The sequence below is a fragment of the Phenylobacterium aquaticum genome (genome assembly GCF_947378715.1).
Lineage (GTDB): Bacteria > Pseudomonadota > Alphaproteobacteria > Caulobacterales > Caulobacteraceae > Phenylobacterium > Phenylobacterium aquaticum_A.
This window is the reverse complement of the sequence record NZ_CANCLE010000075.1, coordinates 1-18,671: the sequence shown is the minus strand read 5'-3', so window position 1 is coordinate 18,671 and position 18,671 is coordinate 1. Positions and strand designations below refer to the sequence as shown.

General features: G+C 67.9%; 16 protein-coding genes and 1 pseudogene. 8 read left to right on the top strand and 9 right to left on the bottom strand.

The genetic code is table 11. The annotated features are described in order from the left end of the window. A partial coding sequence (locus Q7P21_RS11460; RefSeq protein WP_304177169.1) for an acyl-CoA dehydrogenase family protein occupies window positions 1–1,283 on the bottom strand: 1,283 nt, incomplete at its 3' end. Window positions 1,284–1,566: 283 nt separating this feature from the next. Here Q7P21_RS11460 and Q7P21_RS11455 point away from each other — a divergent pair. Then, window positions 1,567–2,445: a TetR/AcrR family transcriptional regulator gene (locus Q7P21_RS11455; protein WP_304177167.1), complete on the top strand. Its 879-nt coding sequence runs from the start codon at window positions 1,567–1,569 to the stop codon at window positions 2,443–2,445. Here the strand turns inward: Q7P21_RS11455 and Q7P21_RS11450 are convergent. Both Q7P21_RS11450 and Q7P21_RS11445 read right to left on the bottom strand, forming a co-directional pair. Beyond that, window positions 2,442–3,029 (bottom strand): TetR/AcrR family transcriptional regulator, encoded by a 588-nt coding sequence (locus Q7P21_RS11450; protein ID WP_304168580.1) that lies wholly within the window; start codon window positions 3,027–3,029, stop codon window positions 2,442–2,444. The genes Q7P21_RS11455 and Q7P21_RS11450 overlap by 4 nt on opposite strands. 119 nt (window positions 3,030–3,148) lie before the next feature. Further along, window positions 3,149–4,309: an amidohydrolase family protein gene (locus Q7P21_RS11445; RefSeq protein ID WP_304168577.1), complete on the bottom strand. Its 1,161-nt coding sequence runs from the start codon at window positions 4,307–4,309 to the stop codon at window positions 3,149–3,151. Window positions 4,310–4,499: 190 nt separating this feature from the next. Between Q7P21_RS11445 and Q7P21_RS11440 the strand changes: the two genes are divergently transcribed. Beyond that, window positions 4,500–5,723 carry a serine hydrolase gene (locus Q7P21_RS11440; RefSeq protein ID WP_304177166.1) on the top strand — a complete coding sequence of 408 codons (1,224 nt, stop codon included), beginning with the start codon at window positions 4,500–4,502 and terminating at the stop codon, window positions 5,721–5,723. Here Q7P21_RS11440 and Q7P21_RS11435 read toward each other — a convergent pair. Further along, on the bottom strand, window positions 5,665–7,167 hold the full coding sequence (locus tag Q7P21_RS11435; RefSeq protein ID WP_304168570.1) for an MATE family efflux transporter: 1,503 nt from the start codon (window positions 7,165–7,167) through the stop codon (window positions 5,665–5,667). The two genes, Q7P21_RS11440 and Q7P21_RS11435, sit on opposite strands and share 59 nt — an antisense overlap. 386 nt (window positions 7,168–7,553) lie before the next feature. Between Q7P21_RS11435 and rfbB the strand changes: the two genes are divergently transcribed. The 3 genes from rfbB to rfbA are packed head-to-tail and all read left to right on the top strand — an operon-like array spanning window position 7,554 to window position 10,392. Then, entirely contained in the window at window positions 7,554–8,603 is a 1,050-nt protein-coding gene (gene rfbB, locus Q7P21_RS11430) for a dTDP-glucose 4,6-dehydratase (RefSeq protein ID WP_304168567.1), read from the top strand. Next, window positions 8,600–9,499 (top strand): dTDP-4-dehydrorhamnose reductase, encoded by a 900-nt coding sequence (gene rfbD, locus Q7P21_RS11425; RefSeq protein ID WP_304168562.1) that lies wholly within the window; start codon window positions 8,600–8,602, stop codon window positions 9,497–9,499. Before rfbB ends, rfbD begins: the two co-directional genes overlap by 4 nt. Then, complete coding sequence (gene rfbA, locus Q7P21_RS11420; protein ID WP_304168560.1) at window positions 9,496–10,392, top strand: glucose-1-phosphate thymidylyltransferase RfbA; 897 nt, start codon at window positions 9,496–9,498, stop codon at window positions 10,390–10,392. Before rfbD ends, rfbA begins: the two co-directional genes overlap by 4 nt. Before the next feature lie 7 nt (window positions 10,393–10,399). On the opposite strand, the gene Q7P21_RS11415 is transcribed toward rfbA, so the two are convergent. Continuing rightward, window positions 10,400–11,812 carry an amino acid permease gene (locus tag Q7P21_RS11415; RefSeq protein ID WP_304177173.1) on the bottom strand — a complete coding sequence of 471 codons (1,413 nt, stop codon included), beginning with the start codon at window positions 11,810–11,812 and terminating at the stop codon, window positions 10,400–10,402. Between the two features lie 138 nt (window positions 11,813–11,950). Continuing rightward, window positions 11,951–12,583 carry a TetR/AcrR family transcriptional regulator gene (locus Q7P21_RS11410; protein WP_304168559.1) on the bottom strand — a complete coding sequence of 211 codons (633 nt, stop codon included), beginning with the start codon at window positions 12,581–12,583 and terminating at the stop codon, window positions 11,951–11,953. Between the two features lie 154 nt (window positions 12,584–12,737). Here Q7P21_RS11410 and Q7P21_RS11405 point away from each other — a divergent pair, with 154 nt between their 5' ends. The 3 genes and pseudogenes from Q7P21_RS11405 (at window position 12,738) to Q7P21_RS11395 (ending at window position 15,020) form a co-directional block, all read left to right on the top strand. Next, entirely contained in the window at window positions 12,738–13,571 is an 834-nt protein-coding gene (locus Q7P21_RS11405; RefSeq protein ID WP_304168557.1) for a UDP-2,3-diacylglucosamine diphosphatase, read from the top strand. Between the two features lie 45 nt (window positions 13,572–13,616). Further along, window positions 13,617–13,811, top strand: a pseudogene (locus Q7P21_RS11400) (TetR/AcrR family transcriptional regulator); the annotation flags it as partial. A 111-nt stretch (window positions 13,812–13,922) separates the two neighbouring features. Further along, complete coding sequence (locus Q7P21_RS11395; protein ID WP_304177171.1) at window positions 13,923–15,020, top strand: glycosyltransferase family 1 protein; 1,098 nt, start codon at window positions 13,923–13,925, stop codon at window positions 15,018–15,020. An 82-nt stretch (window positions 15,021–15,102) separates the two neighbouring features. Here Q7P21_RS11395 and Q7P21_RS11390 read toward each other — a convergent pair whose 3' ends face one another. The 3 genes from Q7P21_RS11390 to phnE form a co-directional block, all read right to left on the bottom strand. Further along, a complete protein-coding gene (locus Q7P21_RS11390; protein WP_304171921.1) occupies window positions 15,103–16,155 on the bottom strand; it encodes a substrate-binding domain-containing protein in 1,053 nt (350 codons plus the stop codon). Window positions 16,156–16,189: 34 nt separating this feature from the next. Continuing rightward, window positions 16,190–17,461 (bottom strand): OprO/OprP family phosphate-selective porin, encoded by a 1,272-nt coding sequence (locus Q7P21_RS11385; protein WP_304171919.1) that lies wholly within the window; start codon window positions 17,459–17,461, stop codon window positions 16,190–16,192. A gap of 258 nt (window positions 17,462–17,719) precedes the next feature. Then, window positions 17,720–18,526 (bottom strand): phosphonate ABC transporter, permease protein PhnE, encoded by an 807-nt coding sequence (gene phnE / locus Q7P21_RS11380; protein ID WP_304171916.1) that lies wholly within the window; start codon window positions 18,524–18,526, stop codon window positions 17,720–17,722. Window positions 18,527–18,671: the final 145 nt, after the last annotated feature.

The following is an 18,671-nucleotide window of genomic DNA, read 5'->3' as shown; positions in this document are numbered from 1 at the left end:
ATCTCGGCCAGCTCCGGCGCGAACTTGGCCTCCGCCTCCTCGCGCAGCCGGGGCTCGTGATAGTTGGGGAACAGGTCGTTGTCGGGCCGGTAGTCCTTCAGCACCTGCTTGGCGACCGTGACCTTGTGGACCTCGGTCGGGCCGTCGGCGATGCCCATGACCAGCGAGCTGGTGACCATGCGCATGAAGGGCATTTCGTTGGAGACCCCCAGCGCCCCGTGCAGGTGGGCGGCCTTGGTGGCGATGTCGTTATAGACCTTGGGCATGGCCACCTTGATCGCGGCGATGTCCTTGCGCACCAGGTTGTAGTCCTTGTGCTTGTCGATCAGCCAGGCGGTGCGCAGCACCATCAGCCGGAACTGCTCGAGCGCGATCCAGCTGTCGGCGATGTCGGCCTGGACCATCTGCAGGTCGGCGAGCCGTCCGTCGCGGGTGGTGCGGGAGACCGCGCGCCGGCACATCAGGTCCAGCGCGTGCTTGCAGGCCCCGACCGTGCGCATGGCGTGGTGCACCCGGCCGCCGCCCAGGCGGACCTGGGCGATGACGAAGGCCGCGCCGCGATCGCCGAGCAGGGCGTCATAGGGCAGGCGCACGTCGGTGTAGCGGACATAGCCTTCCGAGCCCGAGCCGATCTCGCCGCCGCCGCCGACCGCCACGTTGCGGATGATCTCCACGCCGGGGGTGTCGGTGGGCACCAGGAAGATCGAGGTGCGCTTATAGGGGTCCTTGGCGTCCGGATCGGTGATCGCATAGACCACCAGCACCTTGGCCCAGCGGGCGTTGGTCGAGAACCACTTCTCGCCGTTCAGCACCCACTCCTTGCCGTCCAGCACCGCGCGGGTCTTGAAGGTCAGGGGATCGGAGCCGCCGGTCGGTTCCGACATCGAGAAGGCCGAGCGGATGTCGCCGTTCAGCAGCGGCCACAGATACTGCTCCTTCTGCTTGTCGGTGCCGTAGTGGGCGATGATCTCGGCGTTGCCGGTGTCGGGCGCCTGGCAACCGAACACGGTGGGGGCCAGGCTGTTGCGGCCCAGCTTCTCGTTCATCAGGCCGAGCTTCAGCTGGCCATAGCCCTGGCCGCCCAGTTCAGGACCCAGGTGACAGGCCCACAGGCCCTGGTCCTTCACCTTCTGCTGCAGCGGCTTGATGAACTTCTCGCGGCCGAGCGGACCGTGGGCGGCCATGCCCAGGTGGCTGAGCGGCTCGACCTCATCGCGCATGAAGTCCTCGATCCAGTCGAGCTTCTTCTGGAATTCCGGATCGGTTTCAAAGTCCCAAGCCATCTAAGGCCTCCCATGGCCCCGCAATCTTGCGGGTTGATTTTCGAAATGTGAGTATGCGCCAGAGCGCGGGAAATCCAAAAAGCTGCAATCCGCCAACCCCTTAGGGCGGCGGCTCCAGGCGCATTATCAAACGGCTGTTTGCATTACGCAACGTCGGACAGCAGCGGATTCCACGAAATTCTTCGCCGCCCCAGGTTCGCGCCAGGGGCGGCCCGACCAAACTGACCATCGCACCACTAAACACGGGTCGCGCGACGCCCAGGGGCTGGTCTAGTATCGCCCCATGACCACCACCCCGCCCCTGACGCGCCTGCGCCTCTACGAGCTGGTCTGGGCCCGGCCGCTCGCGGCCACTGCCCGCGACCTGGGCCTGTCGGGCAGCGGCCTGAGCAAGATCTGCGACCGGCTGCTGGTCCCCTATCCGCCGCGCGGCCACTGGGCCAAGGTCCGGGCCGGACGACCTTCGCCGGCCCCGCCCCTGCCGCCCGGTCCGGCCGGGGTGGGGGAGCTCATCACCATCTCCGCCGATCGCGCGCCCTCGCGACGCCAGAGGACGCGCTTTTCGCCTGAGGTCCGCCGCGAGCAGCTGATCGACGCCGCCGCCGCCCTGATCTCCGCAGAGGGCCTGCCGGCGGCCAGCATGAAGGCCGTGGCCCGCAAGCTGGGGATCAGCGAGGCCCAGGCGCACAACTATTTCCACCGCCGCGCCGACCTGCTGCTGGCCCTGGCGCGGCGCGAGCTGCACGCTATGGAGACCCACCGCCGGGCCGAGCTCAGCCGGGGCCATGACCGCTACACCCGGGTGACGCTGTCGACCGTCACCTATCTACGCGAGGTGGCCGAGCGCGGGGTGCTGATCCAGATGCTGACCCAGAGCGCCGAGGTGCGCGAGGGCCTGAGGGAGGAACGGCGGGTGACGCGGCGCTGGGACACCCGGCGGGTGGCGGCCGATCTGGAGGCGAACTACAGCCTGCCCCCCGAGCTGGCCTTTGGCTCCACCGCGGTCCTGACCGCCCTGACCCGGCGCGCCGGACGCCTGCTGGCCGGGCGCAAGCTCAGCCTGGAGGCCGCCGAGCGCCTGACGCTCGCCATCGTCACCGCCGGCAACCGCGAGCTGGCCCGCGCCTACCGGTCCGCCCCACGCCCCGCAGAACCCAGCTAGTCCGGGCGCAGGGCCGCCAGGGCCGCGGCCGTCAGCCGGCGGCAAAGCTCCAGCCCGCCCTCCGGCGACAGGTCGCCCTGCCAGACCAGGCGACCGGCGTCCTCGGGGATAGTGGTCACCAGGGTGATGGCCGCCACCGTCTCGTCCGGCGGCAGATGCAGATCCCGGCGCACATGCCGCGCCAACCGGCGGATCACCCGGTCGCGGACGGCGGCGACCTTGGGGTCCAGGCGCCGGGCCATGTAGAGATCGCGCAGCACAACATGGATGACCGGCCCGTGCGCGCAGACATGGCGGAAATAGAGTTCGGCGCAGCCCATGGCGGCGGTCTCGAAGGACGGATCGCGCGACACGGCATCGAGACCTTCGGCTTCGAGCGCCGCGAACTGGCGCGCCATCAGGGCGTTGAACAGGGCGTGCTGGTCGGGAAAATAGCCATAGATCAATGCCTTGCTGACCCCCGTCGCCTCGGCCAGCCGCTCCGGCGGCAGGGGCAGAAAGCCCTGGTCCAGCACCAGGCGAGCGGCGGCCTCGACGATCTGCCGACGCCGGGCCTCCGCCGGTAACCGCGATCCCTGCGCCAATTGTCGCCCCCTCGTCGCCTGGGGCGTCATACGGCGAAACGCCGCCGCCGCGAAGCCCGCGACGCGAGGGACGGCCCCGGGAACGGACCCGGGGCCAGAGCGGGGACGCGGAACGCCGATCAGGCGGGCGCGAGGACCTTCAGACCCATCATCTCCTCGAAGTTGCGGCGATAGAACCGGTCCTTCGCGTCGTCGTCGATCTCACCCATGGTTCGTTCGAAGCGGCCCAGGGGATCATTGGTGCCCTCCGGATGCGGGTAGTCGCTGGAGAACATGAACAGGTCCGCGCCGCCGTCCTTGATCATCCGGCCCACGTCCTCGCCCGGGAACGGCGTGAATTTGACGGCGCGACGGATATAGTCCGACGGCTTCAGGCTCATGGCCTTCAGATAGGGATCGGTGCGGCCGAAGCTCTTGAAGCCCAGGTCGAGCTCGCGCAGGAACTCCGGCGCCCAGCCGGCGCCCGCCTCGATCACCCCGCCCTTCAGCTCCGGGAAGCGGTCGAACACCCCGTCATAGACCATGGCGGTCAGGAAGATCTGCGGCGCATAGGCCAGCATCACATAGTCGGCGAAGCGCAGGTTTTCACCGCCGCCATGCAGGTCGGGCGCGCGCTCGCGGCCATTGTTCTGGAAAGGCTTGGGCTGGGTCTGGGTGCCCGGCCCAATGTGCAGCACGAAGGGCTTGCCGGCCGCCTGCAGACGCGCCCAGATCGGATCGAAGTCGGGATGGCCTGGCGACTTGTCCCCCGCAGCCCCCGCCGACACCCAGATCGCGCCGGCGCCGGCGGCCAGGGCGACCTCGGTCTCCTCGATGGCCCGCGCCGCGTCGTCCAGCGGAACATAGGCCACGCCCAGCAGGCGCGGGTCGGTCCCGCAGAAGGCGGCCATGGCCAGGTTGTGGGCTCGCGCCCCGGCATAGAGGCCGTCCACGCTCTTGGCCGACAGGGCCGGACGCAGGGACGAGGTGGCGAAGACCAGTTGGCTGGAGAAGCCGAACAGATCGAGCACCCGCCTGCGTTCGTCCGGGTCGAAGGCGCCGGCCGCGACCCAGCCCTTGGGCCCGGCGATGGGATTCTCGAAGGCCTTCTCCATGGCCGCGGCGTCGGACTTTCGCGCCTTGGCCCCGTCCAGCAGATCGTCGATCCGGCTCCGTTCGCGGCCATAGAGCGGCTTCAGGGCGCCCCGCACGGCCTCCTCGATGAAGGGCTCAAGCCATTCCCGCGTCTCCATCACATGGCTGTCGGCGTCGTGAATGATCCGCCCGCTGGAATAGGTCATGGTCGCGTCCTCCCGCTTCTGACAATCACACCAATAGAATCGCATCGGCGTCCGTGCAACGGGCTTTGGCCGCGATGGGCGGAAATCGTCGAATTCGGCGGTCCGGACGCGCCGCCGCGCAAGCTGGCGCTTGATCATCGCCCCGCGCTTCCGCCACGGTAGGGCCCGCGAACATCCCAAGGACCCGCCCATGACCACGCCCGAAGCGCTCGGCTTCTCCAGTGACCGCCTGCGCAAGCTCGACCGCTTCCTGGCCGCCAAATATATCGAGACGGGGAAGATCCCCTGCGCCCAGGTGCAGATCGTCCGCAAGGGTCAGCTGGTCCACCAGACGGTGCTCGGCCACGCCGACCTGGAGCGAAAGACCCCGGCGGCGGAGGACACGCTCTATCGCATCTATTCGATGACCAAGCCGATCACGAGCCTGGCCTTCATGATGCTGGTCGAGGAGGGCCTGGTCGCCCTGGACGACCCGGTCAGCCGCTTCATCCCGGAATGGAAGAACCTGGGCGTCTACGCCGCCGGGACCGGTCCCTATCTGATGACGCCGCCGGCCCGGCCGATGCAGATGGTCGACCTGCTGCGCCATACCTCGGGGCTCACCTATGGCTTCCAGAGCCGCACCAATGTCGACGCCGCCTATCGCAAGCTGAAGATCGCCGACACCCACGGCCCGCTGGACATGGACGGGGTGATCGCCGAGCTGGCCAAGCTGCCGCTGGAGTTCTCGCCGGGCGAGGCCTGGAACTATTCGATCTCCACCGACATCCTGGGCGTGCTGGTCCAGCGCATTTCCGGCCAGAGCTTCGAGAGCTTCCTCAAGGACCGCATCTTCACCCCGCTCGGCATGACCGAGACCGGCTTCTCGGTGCGCGAGGACCAGAAGGCCCGTTTCGCGGCCTGCTACAACGCCACCCCGGCCGGCGGCCTGACCCTGCAGGACGACCCGACCACCAGCCCCTATCTGACCGCGCCCAATTTCCACTCCGGCGGCGGCGGCCTGGTCTCCACCGCCCACGACTATATGCGCTTCTGCCGGATGCTGACCGGCGGGGGCCAGCTGGACGGGGTGCGGCTGGTCGCGCCGCGCACGCTGAAGCTGATGGCCTCCAACCACCTGCCCGGCGGCCAGGACCTGACCAAGCTGTCGCGCTCGCTGTTCTCGGAGGCCACCAACGCCGGGGTCGGCTTCGGCCTGGGCTTCGCCGTCACCTTCGATCCGGTCAGCGCCATGCTGCCCTCCAGCCCCGGCGAATATTACTGGGGTGGAGCGGCCTCGACGGCGTTCTGGATCGATCCGGCAGAGGACATGGCCGTGGTGTTCATGACCCAGGTCCTGCCTTCCTCCACCTATCCTATTCGGCGGGAGCTTCGGACACTGGTCTATTCAGCTCTGGTTGATCCGACGACCTGAGACTGACCAGCACCGCCTCGGCGGCCTCGGTCTCCTCGACCCCGCCCGGCGCGCCGTGGCCGGTGTCGGGGGCGTCGCCGTGCGGAATGGTGTCCAGCAGCTTCGACTTGCGCCACGGCCCCCAGCGGAACCAGGACGCCGCCATGATCAGCGAGGCGATCGAGCCCAGCGGAAAGGCCCACCAGATGGAGTCCGCGCCCAGGGCCGGCTTCAGGGTGACGGCGAAGGGGATGCGGATCACCCACAGCGAGATGACCATGGCGATCAGCGGCGGCGTCACCGAACCCGTGGCCCGCACAATGCCTGACAGGATGAAGCTCATGCCGAAGGGGATGAAGCCCCAGAGCACGAACGAATTGATGTGGATGGCGATCGGGATCGCCGGGCTGCCGGCCGGCAGGAACATCCGCAGCACCAGCGGTTCGATCATGTAGATGATCGCGATGGGCACGGCGCTGAGGATGGCGGCGTACATCACCCCGATCCCGGCCACCTTGTCGACCCGGTCCATCTTGCCCGCCCCGACGTTCTGGGCGGCCATGGAGGAGACCGCCATGCCCAGCGCCATGGCCGGCATCTGCACATAGGTCCACAGCTGGATCGCCGCGCCATAGGCGGCGGCTGTCTCGGTGCCGTAGCTGTTGACGAAGCGGGTCATGATCACCGCCGCGCCGGAGATCACGAACATCTGCAGGCCCATGGGCAGGCCCTTGGTCACCAGGCTCTTCATGATCGCCATGTCGGGCTTGAGCAGGCCCCACTCATGGCGCTTCAGCACCAGGATGGAATCCTTGCGATAGAGCCAGGCGATGATCAGGCCCAGAGTCAGGGTCTGGCTGACCAGGGTGGCGGTGGCGGAGCCGGCGATGTCCATCTTCGGAAACGGCCCGATGCCCATGATCAGCAGCGGGTTGAGACAGACCTCGAGCGCCACCGCGAACAGCGAGAAATAGAAGGGCGTGCGGCTGTCGCCCGTCCCCCGCTGCGCCATCTGCACGAAGGAGAAGAAGTACATGAACGGGATCGCCATGAAGATCACCCGCAGATAGATGATCGCGTCGCGCTTGGCCTCGGGCGGCGTCTGCATGGCGGTGAGGATGGCCGGGGTGAAGGTGTAGCCCACCAGGCCCACGACCAGGGACACGGCCAGGAAGAACATGATCGCCGTGCCGATCACGCGCTTGGCCAGCGCCCGGTCCCCGGCCCCGATGGCCTGACCGATCAGCAGGTTGGCGGCCATGGTGATGCCGAACACCGAGCCCAGCATCAGGAAGAAGATGGTGTTGGCGTTGGTCGTGGCGGTCAGGGCCGCCGAGCCCAGGGCGTGGCTGACCCAGATGGCGTTGGCGGTGCCGTTCAGGGACTGCAGCACATTGGTGCCCAGCACCGGCAGGGCGAAGGCGACGAGGGTCGGGCCGATCGGCCCCGAGGTCAGGTCAGGCATGCCTGGACGGCCGCCGGGACGGCCCCCGCCGCGCGGCATGCCGCCCGCTCCAACCGGCCGCGCGCCATCCGGCGCGGGACCTTTCGCCCCATCCTTGGTCAACGAATCCACGAACTATCCCCTCGACGGCGCCCAGCTGCGCCACCCGTCGGCCTCGCGTTGTTTCGGCGAAATTTCCGAGCGCGGCCACTCGCCCCCCGAATATGCGGAGGCCGGGCGTTTCAAGTTTAGGGGTCCCAAGCCGCCGTCTCAAGCACGGGGGTTGCGAAAAAGCGCCTCAGGCGGCGCGCCGGCTCGCGATTTGAGCCCACGGCCAAGTCCTGCTAATGCCCCCCCAAACGGGAAATCAGGTGGCAAACGCGCCGCCATCGCTTACGAAAGACCCCATGAAAGTTCTGATCACTGGCGGCGCCGGCTTCATCGGGTCAGCGGTCGTGAGACGGGCGGTGGCCGACGGCTTCGACGTCGTGAACCTGGACGTCCTGGCCTATTCGGCCAATCTGGAGAACGTGGCCGAGGTCGCGGGCTCGTCCCGCTACGCCTTTGAACAGGCTGACATCTGCGATTCCGCGGCGGTGAAGGCGATCCTCGCCCGCCACCAGCCCGACGCGATCATGCATCTCGCGGCCGAGAGCCATAATGACCGGGCCATCGACGGCCCGCTGGATTTCGTCCGCACCAATGTGATGGGCACCGCCGTCCTGCTGGAGGCCGCCCGGGCTTACTGGACGGACCTGCCGGCCGAGCGCAAGGCCGCCTTCCGCTTCCACCATGTCTCCACCGACGAGGTGTTCGGGGCGCTGGGCGAGGACGGGGCCTTCACCGAGGACACCCCCTACGATCCCAACTCGCCCTATTCGGCCTCCAAGGCCGGCGCCGACCACCTGGTCCGCGCCTGGGGCCGGACCTTCAAGCTGCCGGTGGTGATCACCAACTGCGCCAACAACTATGGCCCGTTCCAGTTTCCCGAGAAGCTGATCCCGACGGTGGTGCTGCGGGCCATGGAGGGCAAGTCGATCCCGGTCTATGGCGACGGCCGCCAGGTCCGCGACTGGCTGCATGTCGACGACCACGCCGACGCCCTGCTGACCGTGCTGCAGAAGGGTCGGCTGGGCGAGACCTACTGCATCGGCGGCGACTCCAATCTGCGCAATATCGAGGTCATCAAGATCCTCTGCGCCCACCTCGACAAGCTGGCCCCCTCCAATGTGCCGCATGAGAGCCGCATCCAGTTCGTGGCCGACCGTCCGGGCCACGACTTCCGCTATTCGATCGACGCCTCCAAGCTGAGCGCCGAACTGGGCTGGGCGCCCAGGACCCCGCTGGCCGAGGGCCTGGAGGATACGGTCCGCTGGTACGTGGAGAACCGCGACTGGTGGGAAGGCATCCGCGAGCGCGGCTTCCATTCCGAACGGCTGGGTCTGGCCACCGCATGAGCCTGCGCGTCCTGCAGTTCGGGGCCACCGGACAGCTGGCCCGCGAGATGCTGGCCCTGGCCGGCGGCGCGGTGGAGATCACCGCGCTCAGCCGCGCCCAGCTCGACCTGACCGACACCGACGCCATCGCCCGCGCCATCGGCGAGGCCGGCGACCTCGACCTGGTGCTCAACGCCGCAGCCTATACCGCCGTCGACCGGGCCGAGGCCGAGCCGGACCTGGCCTATGCCGTCAACGCCCGGGCGCCCGCCGCCATGGCCCGCGCCTGCCAGGCCCGCGCCCTGCCCCTGGTCCACATCTCCACCGACATGGTGTTCTCAGGAACCAAGTCCGGTCCTTACGTCGAGAGCGACGCGCCGGCCCCGCTGCATGTCTATGGCGCCTCCAAGCTGGTGGGCGAGATGGCCGTGCTGGAGGCCTGCGACCGCGCCCTGGTCGCCCGGGTCTCCTGGTTGTTCTCGGCCCATGGCCAGAACTTCCTGCAGATGATGCTGAAGCTGGCCCAGACCCAGCCGGTGCTCAAGGTGGTCGATGACCAGCGGGCGCGTCCGACCGCCAGCGCCGATGTCGCCGCCTTCATCTTCAGCCAGGCCCAGCGCCTGGCCCGCGCCCCGGCCGGCGCGCCCGAATGGGGTCTGCTGCATCTGGTCAATGGCGGCGAGGCCAGCCGCTATGAGATGGCCCAGGCGATCTTCGACCTGGCCTGGCCCGGCCGCGCGCCGCCGGTCATGCAGCCGGTGCCCACCTCGACCTTCCCGACCCCGGCCCGGCGCGCGCTCAACTGCGTGCTCGACACCGGGCGGCTGAAATCGGTCTTCGGCCTGGAGCTGCGCCCCTGGCGCGAGGCCCTGGAAGACACCCTTGAACAACTGGCCCCGGCCGAGGTGAGCCTATGAGACGCGGCATTGTCCTGGCCGGCGGTTCCGGCACCCGGCTGCACCCGCTGACCCTGGCGGTCTCCAAGCAGCTGCTGCCGATCTACGACAAGCCGATGATCTATTATCCGCTGTCGGTGCTGCTGCTGGCCGGCGCCCAGGAGATCCTGATCATCACCACGCCGGAGGACCAGCCGGGCTTCCAGCGCCTGCTGGGCGACGGCTCGCAGCTGGGCGTGCGCTTCGAATATATCGTCCAGCCCAGCCCCGACGGCCTGGCCCAGGCCTATATCCTCGGCGAGGAGTTCGTCGCAGGCGAGCCCAGCGTGATGATCCTGGGCGACAACATCTTCTTCGGCCAGAACTTCAGCCAGATGCTGCGCTCCGCCGACGCCCGCACGGAGGGCGCCACCGTGTTCGGCTATCAGGTCACCGATCCGGAACGCTATGGCGTGGTCGAGTTCGGCGAGGGCGGCCGGGTGCTGAGCATCGAGGAGAAGCCGCTGCGGCCAAAGTCCAACTTCGCGGTCACCGGCCTCTATTTCTACGACGGCAAGGCCAGCGAATACGCCAAGACGCTCAAGCCGTCGGAGCGTGGCGAGCTGGAGATCACCGCCCTCAACCAGGTCTATCTGGAGGCTGGCCAGCTCAATGTGGAACTGCTCGGCCGTGGCTTCGCCTGGCTCGACACCGGCACCCATGACAGCCTGATCCAGGCCGGCGAACTGGTCCGCACCATCGAGCAGCGCCAGGGCCTGCGGATCGGTTGCCTGGAGGAGGCCGCCTACCGCATGGGCCTGATCGACCAGGCGCAATTGGCCGACCTGGGCCGCGCCCAGGCCAAGAGCGAATATGGCCGCTATCTGCGCCAACTGGCCGAGCACCCGCCCGGCCGCGACGAACCCGCCGAATAGGCGCGCCCTATTCCGCCGGCGCGAGCCGGGAGTGCTTGCGGCCGTAGAGCAGATAGACGCCCACCCCGAACAGGTTCCAGACCATGAACAGCTTCTTGGTCAGGAAGGGCAGGCTCCAGAACAGATAGAGGCAGCCGGCCACCGCCAGCGGCCCGACCAGCCACCAGACCGGCGTGCGGAACGGCCGGGGCAGGTCCTTGGCCTGGACCCGCAGCACCATCATGGCCACCGCCGTGGCGATGAAGGCCGCCAGCGTGCCGGCATTGGCCAGCTCGGCGATGATCTTCAGCGGGAAGAAGCCGGCGATCGCCGCGGCCACCACGCCGGTGAACAGGGTCACCACCACCGGCACCCCGCGCGAGCTGATCGCCGCCAGGCCGCGCGGCAGCAGGCCGTCCCGGGCCATGGCGAAGAACACCCGGCTCTGGCCAAACATGAACACCATGATCACGGTGGGCAGGGCGACGATGGCCGCCCCGGCGATCAGGGTGGCGGTGAGCGGATGCTTCAGCTCCCGCAGGATGAAGGCCAGGGGCTCGCCGCTCTTGGAGAACACGTCATAGGGCGAGGCGCCCAGGGCCACGGCGGCCACCACCATGTAGATGATCGTGCAGATCACCATCGAGCCGATGATGCCGATGGTCAGGTCGCGGGAGGGGTTCTTGGTCTCCTCCGCCGCCGTCGAGATGGCGTCGAAGCCATAGAAGGCGAAGAAGATCAGGGCCGCGGCCGCCATCACCCCGCGCTTGGTCCCGTCCGCGTCCTCATGACCGGAGAAGCCGAAGGGCATGAAGGGGTGGAAATGGGCCGGGTTGAAGCTGGGCAGGGTCAGGATCACGAAGCCGGCCAGGGCCACGACCTTGATGATCACCAGGATGAAATTGACCGTGGCGCTCTCCCGGGTGCCGACCAGCAGCATGCCGGTGACCACCAGGGTGACGAGGACGGCGGGCAGATTGACCAGGCCACCTGCGCCAGGCCCCCCGGCCAGGGCGGCCGGCAGGCCCCAGTCATGGGCGGCCAGCCAGCCCTGGGCATAGCCGGACCAGCCGACCGCGACCGCCGAGCAGACCACGGTGTATTCCAGGATCAGGCTCCAGCCGACGATCCAGGCCACCAGCTCGCCCATGCCGGCATAGCTGTAGGTGTAGGCGCTGCCCGCGTGCGGGATCAGGGTCGCCATCTCGGCGTAGCAGAGGGCGGCGAAGGCGCAGACCGCGCCGGCGATGGCGAAGGACAGGATGACGGCCGGGCCGGCCAGGCCGGCGCCGATGCCGGTCAGGGTGTAGATCCCGGTGCCGATGATCGCCCCCACCCCCAGCGCCACCAGGTGCGGCCAGCTGAGCGTGGCCTTCAGGCGGTGCTGGCCGTCGCCATGCACCGGCGCGGCGATCGGCTTGCGCCGGGTGATGAAGCTCATGCGGATGTCCCCCACGTCCAGAACGCCGAGCATGAGCAGCGTTTCAGGCGGCTTTCAAGGGGCCAGCCGGCAGGAACACCCAGCGCTTGGCCCCGGAGGGAGTATTTTCTTCGCCGTTCGGCCTGAGCTCCGGTCGAATTATTCCGGCCAGAGTTCCTGGACGTCGCCCTTGCGGTTCAGCACGCGGACGGCGCGCTTGACCACGGTCAGCAGCCGCTCCTTGCGGGCCAGTTCCTCATAGGTCATGGCGCCCCGGGCCAGGCCCTCAAGCAGGAAGCGGCCGAGATCGCGGCTGGTCTGGAAACGCGGATCGGCGCCGGCCTGGGCGAGCGCCAGGAACCGGTCGCCAACCTGCAGCCGGTCGAAGGCGGCCTGGGCGCCGGCCAGCCGGGCGCGCAGCATCTTGTCGGTGCGAGCGGCGGCCTCAAGCTCGGCGAAGGCCACGAAGGGGATCTCGTGCAGCAGCGACCAATAGGCGTCGATGGCGTGCTCGGAGGCGTCGACGCCCGGGGCCGGCGGGCTGGCCGCCTGCTCGAACAGCCGGGCCCGTTCCACCTCGATATAGGCGACGGCGGCCTCGACCAGCTCTTCGCGGCTGGCGAAGTGATAGAGCATGGCGCCGCGCGTCAGATTTGCGGCGTCTGCGATCATCGCATTGGTCGAGGCGTGATAGCCGGCCTCGGCGAAAAGCCGCATGGCGGCGTCAAGAATACGCGCGCGAGTACGCCGAGACTTCGGCGTCTCCTTCGCAGGATAGGTACGGGCGTCCATAGGGACCTGATTTAGCGGGAGACCTGGGGAGGGTCGGCCTGAGAATTCCCTTACTCCTTAAGGCGCCAAGACAAAAGAGCCCCCCCAGATTTCATGAGACTGACATGCAATCAGCCTATCGGGCGGGCTATTGCTGCGCGCCACGGAGGCCAAGGTGAGCGATTTCGGAATACGCCGTTATCGGACAGTCTTCATTTCCGACATTCATCTGGGTACGCGGGGATGCCAGGCTGAACTGTTGCTGGACTTCATCCGGCACGTTGAGTGCGACACCCTCTATCTGGTCGGCGACATCATCGACGGCTGGAAGCTGCGTTCCGGCTGGTACTGGCCGCAGAGCCACAATGACGTGGTGCAGAAGATCCTGCGCCTGGCCCGCAAGGGCGTGAGCGTCATCTATGTGCCCGGCAACCACGACGACCGCATCCGCGACTTCTGCGGCGTGCATTTCGGCGGGGTGGTGGTGGCCCGCGACGCGATCCATGAGACCGCCGACGGCCGCCGCTTCCTGGTGCTGCACGGCGATGAGTTCGACGGAGTGGTGCAGCACGCCCGTTGGCTGGCCTTCGTCGGCGACTACGCCTACCGGTTCCTGATCGCCAGCAACACCCTGTTCAACCGGGCGCGGCGGCGGCTGGGCTTCGGCTATTGGAGCCTCTCGGCCTTCCTCAAGACCAAGGTCAAGAACGCCCTGCAGTTCGTCGAGAACTTCGAGGCGGCCGTAGCTGACGAGGCGCGCCGGCGGGGCGTCGATGGGGTGATCTGCGGCCATATCCACAAGGCCGAGATGCGCGACATCGACGGGATCAGCTATATCAATGACGGCGACTGGGTGGAAAGCTGCTCGGCCCTGGTCGAACACGCCGATGGGCGACTGGAAATCCTGGAGTGGGCCAAGCTGCGGCACTGGTCGGCGATCGACCGGACCCTGGTCGAACCGCGCCCGGAGGCCCTGCCAGAGCCCCTGCCCCACCCGGCGATCGCCTGAGCTTGTGATTGACAGTGCAGGTGAATTGACGACAGGCTGACTGTCATGACTATCCCGCCGTCACGCTATGTCTCCTCCCTGCGCGATCGCCAGAAGGCCGAGACCCACGACCAGATCCTCAACGCCGTCGGCCGCAAGCTGGAATCCGGCGCCCTCGAGGAGCTGAGCTTCGCCGAGATCGCCGAGGAGGCCGGGGTCGGCGAGCGCACCGTCTATCGCCACTTCCCGACCCGCGAAGCCCTGATGGGCGCCTTCTGGACCTGGCTGCAGACCCAGGCGCTCAGCCCCTCCCGTCCGGCCAAGGCCCGGGTGCGCGACGCCGTCCGCGCCGCCCATGACGGCCAGAAGCCCATGCGCATCCTGGTCGCCACCGACGCCTGGGAGCCCCAGGTCAATGGCGTGGTCCGCACCCTGACCAAGGTGATCGCCGAGATGCGCGCCATGGGCCACACGGTCGAGGTGATCAGCCCCGACCAGTTCAAGACCTTCCCGCTGCCGACCTATGCCGAGATCAAGGTGGCGGTCGGGGCCTATGAGCCGGTGCAGGAACGCTTCAAGGCCTTCGAGCCCGAGGCCATCCACATCGCCACCGAGGGCCCGATCGGCCTGGCCGCGCGGCGCATCTGCGTGGAGTGGAAGCTGCCCTTCACCACCAGCTATCACACCCGCTTTCCGGAATATGTCTCGGCCCGCCTGCCTTTGCCGCTGGCCGCCGGCTACGCCTATATGCGCTGGTTCCACAAGCCGTCGGGCCGGCTGATGGTGGCGACGCCGACCATGCGCGACGAACTGGCCCAGCACGGTTTCCGCAACATCACCGCCTGGTCGCGCGGCGTCGACACCGAGCATTTCCATCCCAGGCGCGAGGACGAGCCCGACGTGTTCGCCGACCTGCCCCGGCCGGTGTTCCTGTCGGTCGGCCGGGTGGCGGTGGAAAAGAACATCGAGGCCTTCATGGGGCTCGACCTGCCCGGTTCCAAGGTGGTGGTCGGCGACGGCCCCCAGAAGGAGGAGCTGGAGGCCAAATATCCGAATGTCCGCTTCACCGGCTCGAAGTTCGGCGAGGAGCTGGCGGCCTATTTCGCCTGCGCCGACGTCTTCGTCTTCCCGTCGCTCACCGACACCTTTGGCCTGGTGATTCTCGAGGCCATGGCGGCCGGCACGCCGGTGGCGGCCTATCCGGCCCCCGGCCCCATCGACATCATCCCCAATTCCGGGGCCGGCGTCCTGGCCGGCAGCGCCACCGAGGGCCTGCGCGAGGCCTGCCTCGAGGCCCTGCGGCTGGACCGCAAGAAGGTCCGCGCCTTCGCCGAGGGCTTCTCCTGGCGCGCCTGCGCCGAGGACTTCGTGCGCAATCTCCAGCCCTATCCCGAACCGGAGAAGACCCGCTTCTGGCGCAAGCTCCGCCGCATGGCCCGCGTGCGGCGCCGGCGGCCGGAAGCGGCTTAGCACCACAAACGAAAATCGCCGCGGGCCCTTTCGGGACCGCGGCGCTCTCCTCGGACGCGGGCTGTCGGGCCCGTGAACCTCTTTAGGCGGCGGGACGCGCCATCGGCGGCAAGGCCTTGGCCTGACCCTTTTGCGCGTCATGCATGCCGGCCGGCAGCGGGATCAGGCCGCGGCTCTGCAGATAGCCGCCCCGACCCGTGGCCGCGTCGGACACGAACTCGTTGATGAAGTCCTGCAGGCCCTGGGTCACCCCGATATTGGCCTTCTTCACATAGATGAAGAGCGAGCGGGACAGGGGGTAGGAGCCGTCGGCGATGGTGTTCGGCGACGGCTTCACGCCGTTCACCGAGGCGCCCTTGATCTTGTCCATGTTCTCTTCGAGGTAGGACCAGCCGAAGACGCCGAGCGAACCCGGGGTCTTGGTCAGGGTCTGGACGATGGCGTTGTCGTTCTCGCCGGCGTCCACCCAGCCGTCCTTGCGGAGCGGGTCGACCAGTTCCTTGAACTTCTTCTCATTGTCCGAACGGATCGCGTCGGCGGTCGGGAACTTCCGGGCGCCGGCCTCGATGGCCAGTTCGACGAAGGCGTCACGGGTGCCCGACGAGGGCGGCGGGCCATAGACCAGGATCGAATTGCCCGGCAGGCCGGTGCCGACTTCATCCCAGGTCTTGTAGGGGTTGGCCACGAACTGGCCCTGGCGCAGGACCTTGGCGGCCAGGCCGAGATAGAGGGCCTCGGTCTTGAAGGCGTAGTCGCCGCCGTCCTTGTCGGTGGCGATGACGATGCCGTCGAAGCCGATCTTGATCTGGACGATGTCCTTGATGCCCTTCGACGCGCAGGCGTCGAACTCGGACTTCTTCATCGGCCGCGAGGCGTCAGCGATGTCCGGGAAGGCGTCGCCGGTGCCCGAGCAGAACAGCTTGATGCCGCCGCCGGTGCCGAGGCTTTCGACCTTCGGGGCCTTGCGGCCGGTCTTCTTGGCGTAGTTCTCGGCCACGCGGGTGGCGAAGGGGAACACGGTGGAGGAGCCGGCGGCCCAGACATAGTCTCGGGCGGCCCAGGCGTTGGAGCCGGTGGAGAGCAGCGCGGCCGCGGCCACGCAGCCCAGCAGCGCCTTGGTCGGAAGGGTCTTCATCAGATTAATCTCCTGGTCGTCACAAGAGCCGGACTTAGAAGTCCAGCTGGGCGCGCATCTGGAATTGGTTGATCTTCACGTCGCGGCCGGGGCCGGGATTGTTGATGTCGGCCTTGGTGAAATTGGCCTGCAGGCGGACATAGGAGGTCGGGTAGTAGTTGGCCCCCAGGGTCCAGCCCGTGTACTTGCCGGCGTCCTGCGAGAGCGTCCGGGCGGCGGTGGTGCCGGCGGTCTTGTAGGCCTCGGTCAGGTCCGCATAGTCGTAGCGGGCCAGCAGTTCGACGCCGCCCAGGCCACCGGCCGTGATCGGATCGATGATCTTCGGGCGGGCGAATTCGCCCTTGGTGGCGTCGTAGTTGCGGCTCTCGCCGGTCGGCCAGAAGCTGACATAGGCGTAGCCGACCTTGATGTCGGGGTCCGTGCCCGGCGCGACCGTCTTCAGGCGGTTGACCTTGATGTCGGCGTATTCGCCCTGGACCGAGAAGTTGTTGTGCAGCCAGGCGCCCTCGACCCCGTAGGTGGTGTCGGTGTTGCCGATGCCGCCGGTCGTGTAGTAGCGGCCGGAGTCGCCGTAGTTGGTGCTGGGACGACCGGCATAGGCGAAGCCGCTCTCATCGCCATGGTTGCGCACGCGGGCGAAGGCGCCCAGGTGGACCTTGTCGGCGTCGGTCAGGATCGGGGCGTAGGTGCCGCGAACCGTCCAGCCCACCCGCTCCTTGGAGCCCGGATTGGCCGTGGAGGTGTTGTTGACGTCGGCGGAGTTGATCGAGTTGCCCTGGATCGCGCCGGTCAGGGTCCAGTTCAGGCCATTGGCCTTGCCGACCACCGAGGCCAGATAGCTGTCCGGACCCAGGTCGCCATAGGGACCGCGATCCATGAAGCTGATGAAGCGGGTCGAGGTCAGGTTCTCGATGCCGGCGGCCTTGATGTTGCCGACCATGATCGAGGTGTATTCAGTCGGCTTGAACTCGATGACCACGTCATCCCAGGCCCAGGCCCCGCCGTTCACGGCGCCGCCCTCAGCCTTGTAGGCGATGTAGCTGTTCAGCTTGCCCTCGATGCCGAGGAAGGCCTGACGGCCGCGGATGTTGGAGGTCTTGTAGTCGGAAAGCGGCGCTTCCCGGTTCACGTCCTGATAGACATAGTCCATCAGCAAGCGGCCGCGGACCTTGAACTGGACGTCGTCATTGGTCCATTGCGGCGCGCCCTTCCAGGCGACGGTGGTGTCCTGAGCGCTGGCGGCGGTGGCCCCCAGCAGGGACACGCAAAGCGCAACGCTGGCGCAGAGCGCGATCTTGGTCGTCATTTTTAGGATCCTTGTGGCAGTCCCCGTGAGCCCGTTCAGGCTTAGGGGGCGGCTTACCGAGGTCCCGTGACGGTCCGACCAAACTTATGTGACGGCTCTTTCGAGCTTATGTGACAGTTTTTCTGCGGCGAAGGCGCGAAGCCATCGAGGGACGGCTGGCTGTTCGCCGAAATCCTTATGAATTCATCAGCTTGACAAGCCACGCACCGGGCGGCGCCCTGCCCCCCGCCCGCGTGGCCTGGAAGTCACACACCGGCCTCAGAGCAGGCGGGCGCGGATGGTCTGGCTGAGCAGGTCGATCAATGTGACAGCCACGACGATGACGATGGCGATGGCCGAGACCTGGGCATAGGCGAAGCTGTTCAGCGACTCGAACAGCGTCTGGCCGATGCCGCCCGCCCCGATCAGGCCCAGCACCGTCGCGGACCGCGAGTTCGATTCGAAGCGGTAGAGCGCATAGGAGCTCCACAGCGGCGCGACCTGGGGGATCACCCCCCAGACCACTTCCTGCAGGGGCGTGGCGCCGGTGGCGCGGACGCCTTCGACCGGGCCCTTGTCGATGGACTCCACGGCCTCCGAGAACAGCTTGGCCAGCACGCCGCCGGTGTTGAGCGCCAGCGCCATGACGCCGGCGAAGGGGCCCAGGCCCACGGCCACGATGAACAGCATGCCGATCACCAGATCCGGGACCGAGCGCAGCAGGTTCATCAACAGGCGCATGGGCTGCTGCAGCCAGGGCGGCGAGACATTGCGCGCACAGGCCAGGCCGAAGGGAATGGCCAGGATCACCGCCAGCGCCGTGCCCCAAAGGGCGATCTGCACCGTCAGCCACATCTGGGAGACATAGAGCCTCCACAGGCCGAAATCGGGCTTGATCAGCTCCTGGCCGAACTGGCGCATATTGTCCGAATTGGTGAACAGCATGGGCAGGCGGCGCATCTCGACCGGGCCGAAGGCGACGGTCAGCATGACGATCACCCCGCCCCAGACCAAGAGGTCGGGCATGCGCTGGGCGAGGCTGCGGGTCGGCGGCGCGGGGGTGGCCGAGGTCGGGGCTTGGGTCATCCGGCGTCCGGGTTGGTGGCGCGGTGCTGGGCGGCCTTGGCGCGGATCGCGTCCAGCGCCTTCTGGGCGGCGGCGATCTTGGCGGCGTCCCCGCCCCGGCGGGCGTCAGCCAGGGTCTCGGAGGCGTCCATCTCGCGGACCGGGT